At 63.9% G+C, this 14,514-nt stretch carries 14 protein-coding genes; 6 read left to right on the top strand and 8 right to left on the bottom strand.

Features of this window, described 5'->3' with window-relative positions:
• Positions 1 to 212: 212 nt before the first annotated feature.
• From ASD12_RS11810 to ASD12_RS11795, 4 genes are all read right to left on the bottom strand, one after another.
• Positions 213 to 1,304, bottom strand: coding sequence for a Gfo/Idh/MocA family oxidoreductase (locus ASD12_RS11810; RefSeq protein ID WP_056585602.1), 1,092 nt, complete (start codon positions 1,302 to 1,304; stop codon positions 213 to 215).
• A 75-nt stretch (positions 1,305 to 1,379) separates the two neighbouring features.
• The gene (locus tag ASD12_RS11805) at positions 1,380 to 2,543 is read right to left on the bottom strand and encodes an ABC transporter substrate-binding protein (RefSeq protein WP_056585600.1); all 1,164 of its coding nucleotides are present in this window, start codon (positions 2,541 to 2,543) and stop codon (positions 1,380 to 1,382) included.
• A gap of 70 nt (positions 2,544 to 2,613) precedes the next feature.
• Positions 2,614 to 3,462, bottom strand: a complete 849-nt coding sequence (locus ASD12_RS11800) for an ABC transporter permease (RefSeq protein ID WP_056585598.1) — start codon at positions 3,460 to 3,462, stop codon at positions 2,614 to 2,616.
• The gene (locus ASD12_RS11795) at positions 3,459 to 4,286 is read right to left on the bottom strand and encodes an ABC transporter ATP-binding protein (protein WP_056585596.1); all 828 of its coding nucleotides are present in this window, start codon (positions 4,284 to 4,286) and stop codon (positions 3,459 to 3,461) included. Before ASD12_RS11795 ends, ASD12_RS11800 begins: the two co-directional genes overlap by 4 nt.
• A gap of 337 nt (positions 4,287 to 4,623) precedes the next feature.
• On the opposite strand from ASD12_RS11795, the gene ASD12_RS11790 reads away from it, so the two are divergent.
• Complete coding sequence (locus ASD12_RS11790; protein WP_056585594.1) at positions 4,624 to 5,568, top strand: MurR/RpiR family transcriptional regulator; 945 nt, start codon at positions 4,624 to 4,626, stop codon at positions 5,566 to 5,568.
• Positions 5,569 to 5,634: 66 nt separating this feature from the next.
• Positions 5,635 to 7,428 carry an NAD(P)/FAD-dependent oxidoreductase gene (locus ASD12_RS11785; protein ID WP_056585592.1) on the top strand — a complete coding sequence of 598 codons (1,794 nt, stop codon included), beginning with the start codon at positions 5,635 to 5,637 and terminating at the stop codon, positions 7,426 to 7,428.
• A 153-nt stretch (positions 7,429 to 7,581) separates the two neighbouring features.
• On the opposite strand, the gene ASD12_RS11780 is transcribed toward ASD12_RS11785, so the two are convergent.
• Together ASD12_RS11780 and ASD12_RS11775 are read right to left on the bottom strand one after the other, a co-directional pair.
• Positions 7,582 to 8,817 carry an amidohydrolase/deacetylase family metallohydrolase gene (locus ASD12_RS11780; RefSeq protein WP_056585590.1) on the bottom strand — a complete coding sequence of 412 codons (1,236 nt, stop codon included), beginning with the start codon at positions 8,815 to 8,817 and terminating at the stop codon, positions 7,582 to 7,584.
• 32 nt (positions 8,818 to 8,849) lie between these two features.
• Positions 8,850 to 9,215, bottom strand: coding sequence for a RidA family protein (locus ASD12_RS11775; protein ID WP_056585588.1), 366 nt, complete (start codon positions 9,213 to 9,215; stop codon positions 8,850 to 8,852).
• 218 nt (positions 9,216 to 9,433) lie between these two features.
• On the opposite strand from ASD12_RS11775, the gene ASD12_RS11770 reads away from it, so the two are divergent.
• Positions 9,434 to 9,919, top strand: coding sequence for a hypothetical protein (locus ASD12_RS11770; RefSeq protein ID WP_056585586.1), 486 nt, complete (start codon positions 9,434 to 9,436; stop codon positions 9,917 to 9,919).
• A gap of 79 nt (positions 9,920 to 9,998) precedes the next feature.
• Here the strand turns inward: ASD12_RS11770 and ASD12_RS11765 are convergent, their stop codons facing one another.
• Positions 9,999 to 10,634, bottom strand: a complete 636-nt coding sequence (locus ASD12_RS11765) for an isoprenylcysteine carboxylmethyltransferase family protein (protein WP_056585585.1) — start codon at positions 10,632 to 10,634, stop codon at positions 9,999 to 10,001.
• A 253-nt stretch (positions 10,635 to 10,887) separates the two neighbouring features.
• On the opposite strand from ASD12_RS11765, the gene ASD12_RS11760 reads away from it, so the two are divergent.
• From ASD12_RS11760 to ASD12_RS11750, 3 genes are all read left to right on the top strand, one after another.
• Positions 10,888 to 11,685, top strand: a complete 798-nt coding sequence (locus ASD12_RS11760) for a hypothetical protein (RefSeq protein ID WP_056585583.1) — start codon at positions 10,888 to 10,890, stop codon at positions 11,683 to 11,685.
• Between the two features lie 104 nt (positions 11,686 to 11,789).
• Positions 11,790 to 12,467, top strand: a complete 678-nt coding sequence (locus ASD12_RS11755; protein WP_056585581.1) for a winged helix-turn-helix domain-containing protein — start codon at positions 11,790 to 11,792, stop codon at positions 12,465 to 12,467.
• Positions 12,464 to 13,828, top strand: a complete 1,365-nt coding sequence (locus ASD12_RS11750; protein ID WP_056585579.1) for a HAMP domain-containing sensor histidine kinase — start codon at positions 12,464 to 12,466, stop codon at positions 13,826 to 13,828. Before ASD12_RS11755 ends, ASD12_RS11750 begins: the two co-directional genes overlap by 4 nt.
• A gap of 138 nt (positions 13,829 to 13,966) precedes the next feature.
• Here the strand turns inward: ASD12_RS11750 and ASD12_RS11745 are convergent, their stop codons facing one another.
• On the bottom strand, positions 13,967 to 14,395 hold the full coding sequence (locus tag ASD12_RS11745) for an Lrp/AsnC family transcriptional regulator (protein WP_056586784.1): 429 nt from the start codon (positions 14,393 to 14,395) through the stop codon (positions 13,967 to 13,969).
• Between the last annotated feature and the right edge of the window lie 119 nt (positions 14,396 to 14,514).

Raw genomic sequence — 14,514 nt, 5'->3', positions numbered from 1 at the left:
TCTCTCTCCCAGTTTTTCAACGTCGTTCGTTGATCTTGCCAACGTTGACGCCGCCCCTCATCTGCCTGCCGGCACCTTCTCCCCGTAAGCGAGGGGGGAGAAGGGACGCGCTCCAACGCTTACGATCCCCTCTCCCCGTTCTTTGCGGGAAGAGGGTAAGGGTGAGGGGCAGCGCCGACCTGAAGCGATTGCCTGCCAGCCCTCGGATTGCGTCAGGCCAGATCGATGGTCCGTCCCAGCGCGATGCTCTGTTCGGCGGCGAGCACGATTCGCAGGCTGTTGACCGCCGCATCCATCTGCTCGGTTAGGTCGAGGTCCTCGCGGATGGCGCGCAGGAAGAAGGCCTGCTCGCGGTCGCAGAGTTCCTGATGACCGGGCTCGTCCTCCATGCTGACGATCTCGTCGGGCTTTGAGAAATTCTTGTCGGCGTCGACCTGTGCGTAATGGATCTTCAGCGCATCGGTCTTGGTGTGGCGGTCGATGTCGGCGGAATTCGATACTTCGGCCAGCTCGGAGGCGCTGCTTGCCTGCTGGCCGGCAACGATCGACACCGCGCCCTTGGGGCCGACCACATCCTTCACGAAATAGGCCGTCTCGCTCATCATCGGTCCCCAGCCGGCTTCGTACCAGCCGACCGAGCCGTCATCGAAGGTGACGTGCAGATGGCCGTAATTCTGCTTGTCGGCCTCCGCCCACAATTTGGCGCCGATGCCGTGCACGCGCACCGGCTTGGCGCCGGTCAGCTGGCACATGACGTCGACATAGTGCACGCCGCAGTCGACGATCGGGATCAGCGAATCGATCAGGTTCTTGTGCCAGTGCCAGGCGCTGCCGCTGCTCTGCTGGTTGAGGTTGAGCCGCATCACCAGCGGCTTGCCGAGCGTCTTGCCTACTTCGATGAACTTGATCCACGACGGATGGACGCGCAGGATATAGCCGAGCACCAGCTTGCGGTTCTTGGCGCGCGCCGCCGCGACCACCTTCTCGGCGTCCTCGTTGTTGGTGGCCAGCGGCTTTTCCATGAACACATGGCAGTTGGCGGCGATTGCCTTCAGCGCATATTCGGCATGGGTGTTCGGCCAGCTGTTAATCGAGACGGCGTCGGGCGCGGTCTCCTTCAGCGCCTGGTCGAAATCCTCATAGAGCGGATAGGCGCCCAGTTCGGCCGGGATCTTCGTGTTGCTCTTGATCGAGCGGCTCATGATGCCGACGATCTCAAAACCGTCGGAGCGGTGATAGGCGCTGGCATGCGACGCACCCATATTGCCGAGACCCACCACCAGCACTTTCACTCTGTCGGACACCGCTACCTCCCACGCTTTCATTCAATGGATTGCGGGCGGCAATCGTGTCGCCGCCCGGTCTTGCCGTCGCCGGACCTACTTGATCGCCGAATCGAACAGATGCGCCTTGATCTTCTCGACATCGAGCGCGGCAAAGCCTTCCGACAGCTTGACGCCGTCGGCATCGGCCTTGACCTTGGCCTTGTCGAAATCATTGGCCGGGCCGATCAGATCGTTGGTGCAGACGTCTTCGGCCTTCACCGGAGCGGTGATCTGGCCGATCTTGTGGATCTCGTCGAAGAAGCCCTGCCAGCTCGCCATGTCGTGCGAGCCCCAGCCGCCACGCTTGTCCATGTCGCCACGGAAGACGTTGATCTGCTGCAGGATCGAGGTGGTGCCGAGTTCTGGGCCGAGATTCTTAGCCAGCGTCGGGAACTGCTCGAACACCGCTTCGACGGCCGCGCGGGGATTTTGATACCCAAACTCCAGGCCCATCGCCCAGCCGCGCAGGTACTTTTCCAGGAACGCCTTGCGGTCGGGATCCTCGAGGTCGGCGGCGCGCACGACGAAGGTGTTGGCCGGCAGCTTGGAATTCTGCACGCCGAGCCAATATTCGAAGTCGAGCCCCTTGGCGATCCATTCGGCGCGCAGGCCTTCCCACGCCAAAGCGGCGTCGCCCTGGCCGCCGGCGAGCGCCGTGCCCCAGGTCGGCCAGCCGGCCTCGACATATTTGACCTTCTTGATGTCGACGCCTTGCGCCGCCAGCAGCGGGTCGGTGATCGACTGCCAGGCGGCGGAACCGAGCAGGATGGTCTTGCCTTCCAGCTTCTTCAGGTCGTTCGATCCCTCGCCCTTGCGGAAGGCGATGCTGAACGTGTCGCGGGCGCCCATATGGAACACCGACTTCAGCTTCATGCCGTTCTGGATGGCGAAGGAGAACACGCCGGGCGACGGGAAGCCCATGTCAGCCTGGCCGACATCGACGAACTTCACCGTCGCGGTGCCGTCCGACGGCCCCGGCTGCATGTCGGTGTCCAGCCCATCGAAATAGCCGGCCTTCTTGGCCGCCCAGTAGGGATAGTCGTCGAGCACTTCGAGCGTGCCGCGCGGCGAAATCCAGGTGAATTTTCCGTAAGGTTCGGCCCTGGCCTTGAGGCCCGTGGCGCCAAGCGCCGTGGCTGTCACCAGCCCGGCGCCGGTCACCTGCAGGAAATAGCGGCGGCTGATCCCCGCCGGATTGATCGAGTTGTCTTTGGTCATGGCATTCCCCTTTTTTGTTTGACGTCAGTCTCTTGCCGCCCGCCTCCCGGGAGTCTTCCTACCTATGTGTTCAAGCCTCCCAGCTCGCCCATTTCTTGCCGATCAGGAAGAACAGTACGTAGATCAGGATGCCGAGCGTCGACAGGATCAGCACCACCGCGAAGAACTGCGGCATCTGGATCATCGACGAATAGGTGGTCAGCCGGTTGCCGAGGCCAAAGCCGCCGCCGACCATCTCGGCGCCGACCGCGGTCAACAGGCCGAAGATGGCGCCGATCATCAGCCCGACCAGGATCATCGGCAGCGCCATCGGCGCGCGGATCTTCCAGAAGATCTGCAAGGTGCTGGCACCGTAGGAGCGCGCCAGCGCGATCTTGGCGCTGTCGACGCGGCGAAAGCCTGTCGCCGCATTGATCATCACCATCGGCCCGGCGGCCAGCGCCACCGCGATGATGCGCGGCGTGTAGCCGAAGCCGAAGCGCAGGATCAAAAGCGGCACAAGCGCCAGCATCGGCGTGGTGACCAAAAGCAGGATGTAAGGCGCGACGATCTTCTCGGCGAACGGGAACTGGGTGATGACGGCGGCCAGCACCAGGCCGATGATGGCGCCGATGGTGAAGCCGGACACCAGCTCGACCAGCGTGTAGCCGAGATGCGGCGCGATCAGCGGAAACTCGTCGAACAGCGCATAGGCGATCGAGCTCGGCGGCGGCATGATGTAGAGCGGCACGTGGAACAGCCGCAGCGCCAGCTCGATGCCGCCGATGATGATCACCGCGACGGCAAGAATGGCCGCCACCTCCTTGCCCGACTTGATGCCGGGGCCGCTGGCGAAGGCCGACAGATTGGTCAGGCTGACCTCGTGGCCGTCGCCGGACTTGGATTTGGAGAATTCCGGAATGGCGTCGCCCCCGCTCACGGCCTGATCCTCACGATCTCTGCGCTCGGGCGCTCCAGCGCTTTTGGCCGCGTGCGCTCGCCGACTATGTCCATCTTGATCCGGTTGGTGAGGTCGAAGACCTCCTTCGTCGCCATGATCTCCAGCGAGCGTGGCCGCGCAAACGGCACGCGATACTCCTTGGCGACGCGGCCCGGCCGTGCGCTCAGCACCACCACCCGGTCGGAAAGGAAGATCGCTTCCTCGATGCTGTGGGTGATGAAGACGATGGTTGTCTTGGTGTCGAGCCAGATCTCCTCGACCAGCCGGTTCATCTCCTCGCGGGTAAAACTGTCGAGCGCACCGAACGGCTCGTCCATCAGCAGCACCGAGGGTTTCAGCGCCAGCGCCCGCACGATCGCCGCGCGCTGCTGCATGCCGCCCGACAGCTCGCGTGGAAACTTGCCGCCGAAGCCGTCGAGCCCGACGCGGTTGAGCAGATGCGCGATCCACGCCCGGTCTGGCTTCTCGCCCTTGATCTCGAAGGGAAAGCGGATGTTGGCGTCGAGATTGCGCCACGGCAGGAGGTTCGCTTCCTGGAAGACGATGCCGATATCGGGATGCGGGCCGGTGATCTTGATACCGTCCAGCCGGATTTCGCCGCTGGTCAGGCCGTGCAGGCCCGACATCGACCACAGAAGGGTCGTCTTGCCGCAACCGGAAGGCCCGACGATCGAGACGATTTCATTGGCGCTGACATCGAGGCTGCAGCGGTCCAGCGCCAGCAGGTCGCCGGAGGCCGTGTGATAGATCTTGGTGGCTGCCTGCACGCCAAGCTTCGGGTTTCTTGCATCGCCCGTATTCATCTGCCCCCCGGGAAGATTTCGCGATGATCCACTGGCTCACCCGACCGATAAAATCAGTCTGTAACTATCCTACTTTCCTGTCAAGCACGAGCATTGGTACGCGTATCACAAAAGTGGGCATGCATATCTATCTAATTGTTTTCATAGTATTTTCATGACCTTGAAATACGTGTTGCTTTCCTACATACTTCCGAATTCGCGCGAACTGGAAGGAAGCGGAGAAGGTGAGGTTTTCCCGACGACACGCTCCGGTTGCGATGCCGTCAGGCGCGTGGAGCCATGGCGTGCAAACATGCTAAGACGGCAGCCTCGCAACCCAGGGAAAGACCAGGACCCCATGACCGAAGCTGGCAGCCAGGACGAACCTGATCCGGGCCACGATACCGAGGGGCGCGATCCTGTCCGGCGCATCCCCGACATCATCTCGCTGGTCAAGGATTCCTACAGCGAATTGCGCCCGGCCGAACGACGTGTCGCCGATATCGTGCTCGACGATGTCAAATATGCCGTCGGCGCCTCCAACGCCGCCCTTGCCCAGCGCGCCGGGGTCAGCGAACCAACGGTGACCCGGTTCTGCCGCGCCATCGGCTGCGAGGGCGTGCGCGACTTCAAGCTGAAGCTGGCGCAAAGCCTCGTCGTCGGTGCGCTCTATCTGGCCAAGTCACCGACCGTCAGCAATGACAATGGCATGCCGTTCTGGAACGCCGTGTTCGGCGAGGCGCGCCGGGCGCTGCAGGAGGCCGAGCGGCAGCTCGACCCGGCGCAGCTGCAGAAGGCGGCCGACCTGATCGCCAAGGCGCGCCAGGTTACGGTCTTCGGCCTCGGCGGCAGCTCCTCGGCGCTGGCGCAGGAAACCCAGTACCGGCTGTTCCGCTATGGCATCACCGTCAGCGCCCAGTGCGACCCCTATCTGATGCGCATGACCGCCTCGACGCTCAAGCCCGGCGATCTGGTGATCGCCATTTCGGCGACGGGACGCACCCGCGAGGTGATCGAAGCCGTCGAGCTCGCCAAGCATTACCGCGCCAATGCGATCGCGGTGACCGCGCCCGACACCGAACTGGCGCGCGCCTGCGACGTCAGGCTGACGGTGGCGGTGCCGGAATATCCCGACACGCTGAAGCCGACGGCGTCGCGCTTCGCCTTCCTGGCGGCGGTCGACCTTTTGGCGGTGGCCTCGGCCTACAAGCTCGACGGCTCCGCCCGCGAGACGGTGCGCCGCATCAAATACAACGCCCAGATCCATCGTACCGGCAAGGAGATGGAGCCGCTCGGAGATTAGGGCCCGTGCCAAGTCCGATGATTGAGTTTGCGCCATGTTCGGCGCATTGCAGCAAGAGGGAAAGAAATGCTTGAGATAGCACCATCGAAACAGGCAGCCGCATGGCTCGGGTCCTTTGCCAAGGCGCTCGAAGCGGGCGATGGGGCGGCTGCGAGCAACCTGTTCGTCGACGATTGCTACTGGCGCGATCTCCTGACCTTCACGTGGAACATCATCACCATGGAAGGCCGCGAGGCGATCGCCGGCATGCTGGCGGCGGCGCTGGCGACGACCAAGCCGACGGCATGGCGCCTTTCCGACGAGGCGACCTCGGACGAGGGCACCATCGAGGCCTGGTTCAGCTTCGAAACCGCGGTGGCGTCAGGAGAGGGCATCATGCGGCTGCGCGACGGCCGTTGCCGGACATTGTTCACGGCGATGACCGACCTCAAAGGGTTCGAGGAGCGCAAGGGGGCGGAGCGGCCGCTGGGCGTGCGCCACAAGGCCGATCCCAAGCGCGAGACCTGGTCGGAGGCGCGGGCGCGCGAGACGCGCGAGCTTGGCGCTGACGAGCAGCCCTACTGCCTGGTCGTCGGCGGCGGCCAGGGCGGCATCATGCTGGGCGCGCGGCTGCGCCAGCTCGGCGTGCCCACCATCGTCATCGAGAAGAATGCAAGGCCGGGCGACTCCTGGCGCAACCGCTACCGCACCCTCGTGCTGCACGACCCGGTCTGGTACGACCATCTGCCTTACATTCCCTTCCCCGAAAACTGGCCGGTATTCACGCCCAAGGACAAGATGGGCGACTGGCTGGAAATGTACACGCGCGTCATGGAGCTCAATTACTGGGTTGCCAGCAAGTGCCTGAGCGCCTCCTATGACGACGTCGAAAAGGTCTGGACCGTGGTGGTCGACCGTGTCGGCCGGCACATTACGCTCAAGCCGAAGCACATCGTCTTTGCCACCGGCGCCTATGGCCCGCCACGGCGGATCGATCTGGCCGGCGCGGATCAGTTCAAGGGCGAGCTGCTGCATTCCAGCCAGTATTCCAGCGGCGAGAAATTTCGCGGCAAAAAGGTCGCCGTCATCGGCGCGGCAAGCTCGGGGCACGATGTCTGCGTCGATCTCTGGGAGAGCGGCGCCGAGGTCACCATGATCCAGCGTTCGCCGACCACCGTGGTCAAGTCGGACACGTTGATGGAAGTCGGCTTCGAGATCTTTTCGGAGACAGCACTGGCACGCGGCATCACCACCGAGAAGGCCGACATGATCGTCGCCTCGACGCCGTTCGCGCTGGTGCCCAAGGGCCAGCGGGCGCTCTACGAGGTGATCAAGGCGCGCGACGCGGCGTTCTACGACCGCTTGCGCGCCGCCGGCTTCGCCATCGATTTCGGCGACGACGAGACCGGCCTGTTGATGAAGGCCTACCGCACCGGCTCCGGCTACTACATCGATGTCGGCGCTTCCGACCTGATCATCGACGGCGAGATCGGCGTTCGCAGCGGCGTCGCCATCAAGTCGCTGACCCCGAACGGCATTCTGTTCGAGGACGGCAGCGAACTCGCCGCCGACGCCATCATCGCCTGCACCGGCTATCAGTCGATGAACGAGACGGTGGCGGCCATCGTTTCGCGCGAGGTCGCCGACAAGGTCGGCCCCTGCTGGGGGCTTGGCTCGGGTGTCAAGGGCGACCCTGGACCATGGCAGGGCGAGCTGCGCAACATGTGGAAGCCGACCGCGCAGGAAGCGCTCTGGTTCCACGGCGGCAATCTGGCGCTGTCGCGGTTTTACTCGAAATATGTGGCGCTGCAGATCAAGGCACGGATGGAGGGAGTAGCGACGCCGGTTTACGGAAGGCCGAGCAATTCCGGGCATTGCTGATCTCCCCCCTCGAGGGGGAGATGGCCGGCAGGCCAGAGGGGGTCGGTTCGACTGGATGCGACCTCCTTGCGGCAAGAGGAGGTTGGCGCTCCATGCGCGGCGACCCCCTCTGTCGCCTTCGGCGACATCTCCCCCTCAAGGGGGAAGATTTGGCTAATCGTGCCGATGCCCAAAGTGCCTCGCGGCCGCCTCGACATGCGTATGCGACGCATGCGGCTCGAATCGCTCGGTCTCGCTGACGTCGTTGACCGCCTCGTTCGGCCACCAGGTACCGCCGATGGCGATGCCCTCGCAGACCAGCCGCTGGTCGGCGACCAGCGAGGCGCCGACCGCGTCGACGAAGGTGAAGCGGCCCGGGCGCTGCCGCAGCACCGCGACGTCGCCGACGGTGCCGACCGCCAGCGTGCCCAGATCAGGCCTGGCGATCGCCCGCGCTGGCGCTTGCGTGGCGGCGCGCAGAACCTCGACCAGCGGCATGCCGAGCGCCAAGAGCTTCGACATGCAGACCAGGATGTCGAAGGCCGGCCCGTCGACGCAGTAGAGATGCACGTCGCTCGAGATCACGTCCGGCGCCAGGCCTTCCGCGAGCATGGCGCGGGCAACGGCGAAATCGAACGAGCCCATGCCATGGCCGATATCGAAGATGACGCCGCGCTCGCGTGCCAGCCGCATGTCGGGCCGCACCGCGCCGGAGGCAAAGACCGGCGCGTTCGGAAACGGACGGAAGCAGTGGGTGAGGATGTCGCCCTTGCGCAGGCGCGGCAGCACTTCCGAGCGGCCCGGCGGCGGCTCGTCGATATGCGCCATCAGCGGCAGGCCGGCCTGGTCGGCGGCCTCCAGCGCAAGATCAACCGGCGCGATGCCGCTGGTACCGCCGGCATGCTTGCCGGAGCGGACCTTGACGCCGACCACGACATCGCGGTGTTCGCGCGCTGCCGCCACCACCTCGCGCGGCTCGCAGAGTCTCAGATCGCTGCATTCGCCCACCGACACCGTCTGCGAGAAGCCGAAGATGCCGGCGAAGGAAATGTTGACATAGGCCAGGATACGGACCTTCGAGCGCTCCATGACGTGGCGGCGGAAGCCAAGGAAATTGCCGGCGCCCGCACTGCCCGCATCGATGAAGGTGGTGGTGCCGCTCTTGGCGGCCAGCCTGTCGGCATCGACGCCCAGCGAGGTGCCGCCCCAATAGACGTGGCTGTGCAGGTCGACGAGGCCTGGTGTGACGATGCAGCCGCCAGCATCGACGACCTGCGCGGCGCGGTCGGCCGGGATATCGGCGTCGACCGCCGCTATACGGCCATTGGCGATGGCGACATCGCGCGGCGCATCGAGCCCGGACGCCGGATCGATCAGCCGTCCGCCCTTCAGCAGGAGGTCGAATTGCATTGGGGTAACCTCCGCTTCGTTGCCTTGTCGTCTCAAACCGGCCGGTAGGCGACCGCCTCGACCTCGATCTTGATGTCGATCATCAGCCGCGATTCGACCGTAGTGCGGGCCGGCGGGTTCTTCGGGAAGTGCCTGGCGTAGACCGCGTTGAAGGCGCCGAAATCGCGCGCGTCCTCCAGCCAGACCGTTGTCTTGACGACATCGTCCAGGGTGCAGCCGGCGAGCGCCAGTGCGGCCTTGATGTTGGCGAGCACCTGCTCGGTCTGTTCAGATATGCCGCCCTTGACCACGATGCCGTCGCTGCCGACGGGCACCTGGCCGGAGACATAGACGAGATCGCCGGCCCGCACGGCGGGCGACAGCGGCACATGCGACGTTCCAAAACACTGCTTTGGCAATGAGGCCTCCTCTGATGACAGGACGGGATGCCATGGCGGCGCCCGCTTCAAACGACATTTACCCCGATCGGTTCGATCCTCATAGAGGCCTTGTTGGAAAGCAACATTCCCCGGAATTCATGTTGCTTTATTACAGAAGCGCTTGCATCGTGCGCGCTATCGGCCTGCCTTTGAAGCCGCACCAGACAGACGCATTTGCCAGACCGGAGACAACAGCAATGACGTACGACAAGAACCCTTTTCCGGCTGGCGATGCCGATCGCCACGCACTCTGGGAAATGCTGGTGCGGCGCGACATCGATGCTTTCATCGGCCAGGACTGGTCCATGGTCGAGGATGATTTCGTCGCCGAGAGCTTCTTCGGCATGCACGCGCATTTCCTCCACAACGCCGACGCCTGGCGGCTGCAGTTTCCTCGGCTGGAAGTCTATCGCGACGAGTGGCTGCGCCAGGCCAAGGATACCGCCGCGACCAAATTCGCCGAGCCGCTGCGCGAGGCGCTGTTTCGCGTCACCAACATGCGCGACATCGATGTCGACGGCGACCGCGCCGTGCTGCACAAGAAATTCGACGGCTCGGTCGCCAAGGCGGATGGCAGCGTCGACAGGCTGAAATGGCAGACGCTGTATTTCTGCACCAGGGTCGGCGGACGCTGGAAGATCGCGGGTTTTGTCGGCTACATGCCGCATCCGCTTGGAAGCTAATGCATGTCGCCCAAAAGTGGCCCCGGTTTTGGGAGAACGATATGCATAATAACAAAGATCGGCGGCTGGAAGCCGCTGATCAGTAGAGCGTGACGAAGGCTGGGAACAGCAGGCCGGTCGCCCTGAAATGCTCGACCAGTTCGATGGCCGGGAAGATGGCGAGGAAATAGAGCCCGTCGAAAAACGTGCGCTTGAGCGCCCGCGTCGAGAACTTCAGTTCGTCATCGTCGTGGTACAGAAAGGGGTTCGGCCAGAACCGGGGCGTGTTCTTGGTATAGGCAAGATAGGCCGCGCCGAACTTGCCGAGCAGGAATGCGGCTTCCTTGCGGGCCGTGACGCGAAAGATGAAAAAGCTGGCGAGGCCCAGCGCCAGCGCAGCCACCATCGAGCCAAAGACCAATCCGACGCCGACCGCGCCGACCGTCGAAAAGAAATAGAGCGGGTTCTGGGTTGTGGAGAACGGTCCCGTCGAGACCAGTTCCTCGTTCTTCTTGCCGCCGACATAGAGGATGCTCCAGAGCCGTCCGACGACACAGGCGAGCACCAGGCACAGGCCGAGGAGTTCGAGCGTTTCGTGCCCGTCCGAGCCCTCGGTCAGGGCCGGCTTCGCGAGAAACAGCATCATCACCGCCAGCACCGCCGCGACCCGCACGAAGATCAGCCGTTTGCGCTGGTCGAAGGCCCGTGAAACCGGCTTGAGGGAAGCGTAGGTCATTCGTGTTTTCCTTGGGCTTCTACAAGCGGCGTTGAGCAGGTTCGGGCCACTGGTCACCATATTGATGGCAGATGCAAGGCATCCGCGTCCCATCAGCGCATCGCGAGGCATTCGTAAAGCCCTTTTGCGCGCCAAACACCCATTCTTACGAATTTGTATACTGCCGGCCAGGCTGATGTGAACTCTGCTGCCTACCGTGCGGATGCCGGCTCGCTTCTGCTGTTCCGTAATCGAAGACCTCGGGATATCCGCCATGCCCTCGCCCAACAGGCAAAAACACGCCGCACCGAGCCACAACAGGGTTCCGGACGTCACCCTCGATTTCTGGCTGATCAAGCTGATGGCGGTCACCACAGGCGAAACCGCGGCGGATTATCTTGCCGACACAATCGGACTTGGGCTGACCGTCACCTCGATGATCATGACCGGCATCCTGATCGTAGCCCTTGTCCTGCAGCTCGCGCAGAAACGCTATGTGCCGTGGGCCTACTGGCTGGCGGTGGTGCTGATCAGCGTCGTCGGCACGCTGGTCACCGACAACCTCGTCGACACTTTCGGCGTGCGCCTGCAGACGACGACGATTGCCTTCTCGGTGGCGCTCGCCGCGACATTCGCGGTCTGGTTCGCCAGCGAAAGAACGCTGTCGATCCACACCATCTTCACCACCAGGCGCGAGATCTTCTACTGGCTGGCAATCCTGCTGACCTTCTCGCTCGGCACCGCCGCCGGCGATCTCGTCGCCGAAAGCTTCGACATGGGCTACCTCACGTCAGGCCTGCTGTTCGGCGGCGTCATCGCGCTGATCGCGCTCGCCTACTGGCTGCTGCATCTCGACGGCATCCTGGCCTTCTGGCTCGCCTATATCCTGACGCGCCCGCTCGGCGCCTCCTTCGGGGACCTGCTGTCGCAGCCGGTCGAATATGGCGGTCTCGGCTTCGGCACCACCTTCACCAGCCTGATCTTCCTCGGCTGCATCTTTGCCCTCGTCCTCTACATGACGTTGAAGAAAACAGCAGACGATGCCGATGAGATCCTGCTGGAGTCGGACTGAACTTCCGGCTGGCGCCATAGGGGCTTGGCCACCCTCACGACCATCCTAGGAACAGACCCGTGCCGGTGGTAGCCTGCCAATCTCGGCAACGGACCGGACCTTTCATGCGACTTCTTATTGTCGAGGACGACCACAGGACGGCCGACTACATCGTCAGGGGACTGACCGAGGCCGGCCATGTCTGTGACCTCTTGCGCAACGGACATGACGCGCTTTTCGCGGCAACCAGCGGCAGCTATGACGTGATCGTCGCCGACCGCATGATCCCCGGCCTCGACGGCCTGTCGATGGTCAAGGCGATCCGCGCCGCGGGCGTGCGAACGCCGGTGATCTTTCTCACTTCGGTCGGCGGCATCGACGACCGCGTCGAGGGGCTCGAGGCCGGCGGCGACGACTATCTGGTCAAGCCCTTCGCCTTTTCCGAACTTCTCGCCCGCATCAACGCGCTAGGCCGGCGGCCGGCGGCACTGGAGCAGAAGACTGTATTGCGGGTTGCCGACCTGGAGATGGACCTGATCATGCGGCGCGTTGTCAGGCAGGGCCAGCCGATCGACCTGCAGCCGCGGGAGTTCAGCCTCCTGGAAGTGCTGATGCGCGGCGAAGGCCGCGTCATCACCCGCACCATGCTGCTGGAACGCGTCTGGGATTTTCATTTCGATCCCAGGACCAGCGTCGTCGAGACCCATATCAGCCGGCTGCGGGCCAAGATCGACAAGCCCTTCGAAACCCAGCTCATCCACACGGTCCGCAACACCGGCTACAGCCTGCACGCGCCGCCATGACAGGAACGCGGTCCCGCCTGCTGCGCAGCACGCCGTTCCGGCTTGCCTTGACCTTCGCCTTCCTGTTCGTGCTGGCCTTCGTCCTGTCGGGCGCCATCGTCTACCAGATGATGAGCGCCGACCTTGCCGAGCGCCTCGACGACACCATCAAGGAAACCTACGCGGTCGTCGCCGCGACCTATGCCGACAACGATCTCAAGGAGCTGGTCGAGACTGTCGGCAGCCACTCCATGCGAAGCCTCAAGAAGGAACAGCTGTTTTCGCTGACCGACGCGGCCGGCAATCGCTTGGCCGGCAATTTCACCGCGGCTGGGCTTCCCGACGGCTTCTCGATGTTCGATGCCGAAATGCCCGGCGTGCCGCCGGGGGCCGAATACCGCGCCTATTCCGGCTCGTTCGGCGGCAACACCTTGACCGTCGCCTTCAGCCTTTCCGAGACGGAGGAGCTGGAAGAGGTGGTGCTGATGAGCTTCGGCTGGGGAACGCTGATCATCACCGGGCTGGCGGTTGCCGGCGGCGCCCTGCTGGCCTCGCGCGTCCAGCGCCGTCTCGACGGCATCGCCGCCACCATGGTGGATGTCTCGCATGGACGGCTGGACACCCGCATCCCGCTGACCGGCAAGGGCGACGATATCGACATCGTCTCCAATCAGGTCAATGCCGCGCTCGACCGCCTATCAGCGCTGGTCGAAGGCATGAAACAGGTCAGCGCCAACATTGCCCACGATCTGAAGACGCCGCTCAACCGGCTGCAGATGATCCTCGACACCGCGTCGGAAAAGAACCTGTCGGGCCAAAAGATCGCCGGTGAACTGGCGGAGGCACGTGCTGAGAGTCTGCAGATCAACGAGACCTTCGATGCGCTGCTGCGCATCGCGCAGATCGAGGCCGGCGCCCGCCGGGCGCGGTTCACCGATGTCGATCTGGGCGAGGTGCTGACGACCATCGCCGAGATCTATGCCGACGTTGCCGAGGACGACGGAAAATCGCTGTCGTTGGCGCAACTGCAGGAAACGACGGACCGGATCCACGGCGATCGCGAGCTGCTGACGCAGATGTTCGCCAATCTGGTCGAGAACGCGCTGCGCCATTGTCCATCAGGCACATCCATCACACTGTCGGTGACGCGCCAGGGCGAACGCGTCGTCGCCAGCGTCGCCGACAACGGTCCCGGCATTCCGGTCGACGAGCGGGAAAAAGTGTTCCAGCGGCTTTACCGGTTGGACCACAGCCGGTCGACTCCGGGCAGCGGCCTCGGCCTCAGCCTTGTCAGGGCCATTGCCGATCTGCATGGCGCCTCGATTACGCTCGACGATTGCCGGCCCGGCCTAGCGGTGGCGGTGAGTTTTCTCCCCGCTTGAGGGGAGATGTCGTCAAAGGCGGCAGAGGGGGCCGCCTCGCGTGAAGCGCTAACCTCCATCTGTCGCAAGGAGGTCGAACCAACCCCCTCTGGCCTTCCCCCGCAAGGGGGGAGATCAGCAGCCTCACCGAGCCCCGCCCTAGCGGTCGATGCGTGTCGATAGGATGATCGACGACAGGGTCCGCTCGACCCCGTCCATGGCGCCGATCTGGTCGAGCAGCATGTCGAGGTCGCGGATCGACGGCGCGTCGACGATGACGATCATGTCGAAATTGCCGCTGACCGAATGCAGCGTCCTGACCGGCGCCAGAGCGCGCAGGCCGCGCACCACCTTGTCGGCGAGCTTGGGCGTCACGGTGAGCAGCACATGCGCCCGCACCAGCCCCTGTTCATAGTCCGGCGCCAGCCTGACACCATAGCCGGTGATGATGCCGCGCTGTTCCAGCCGCTCGATGCGGCTCTGCACCGTCGTGCGGGAAACGCCAAGCCGCCGCGCGAGCTCGGCGGTCGAGGCACGCGCATTCTCGCGCAGCAGGGAAAGCAGGGCCTGTTCGGCGTCAGTGAGCATTTCGACGATTCCTATCGGCGGATTGCACAATCGGATGTTTCGTTTCGAACAATTCCACGCTTCCTTTCGACGGGCAAGCTGCGATTCTGCCGACAAGAACAAGCTTTTGCGCGAGGGAA

The organism is Mesorhizobium sp. Root102 (assembly GCF_001425625.1).
Lineage (GTDB): Bacteria > Pseudomonadota > Alphaproteobacteria > Rhizobiales > Rhizobiaceae > Mesorhizobium.
This window is presented reverse-complemented; position numbering and strand designations above follow the sequence as displayed.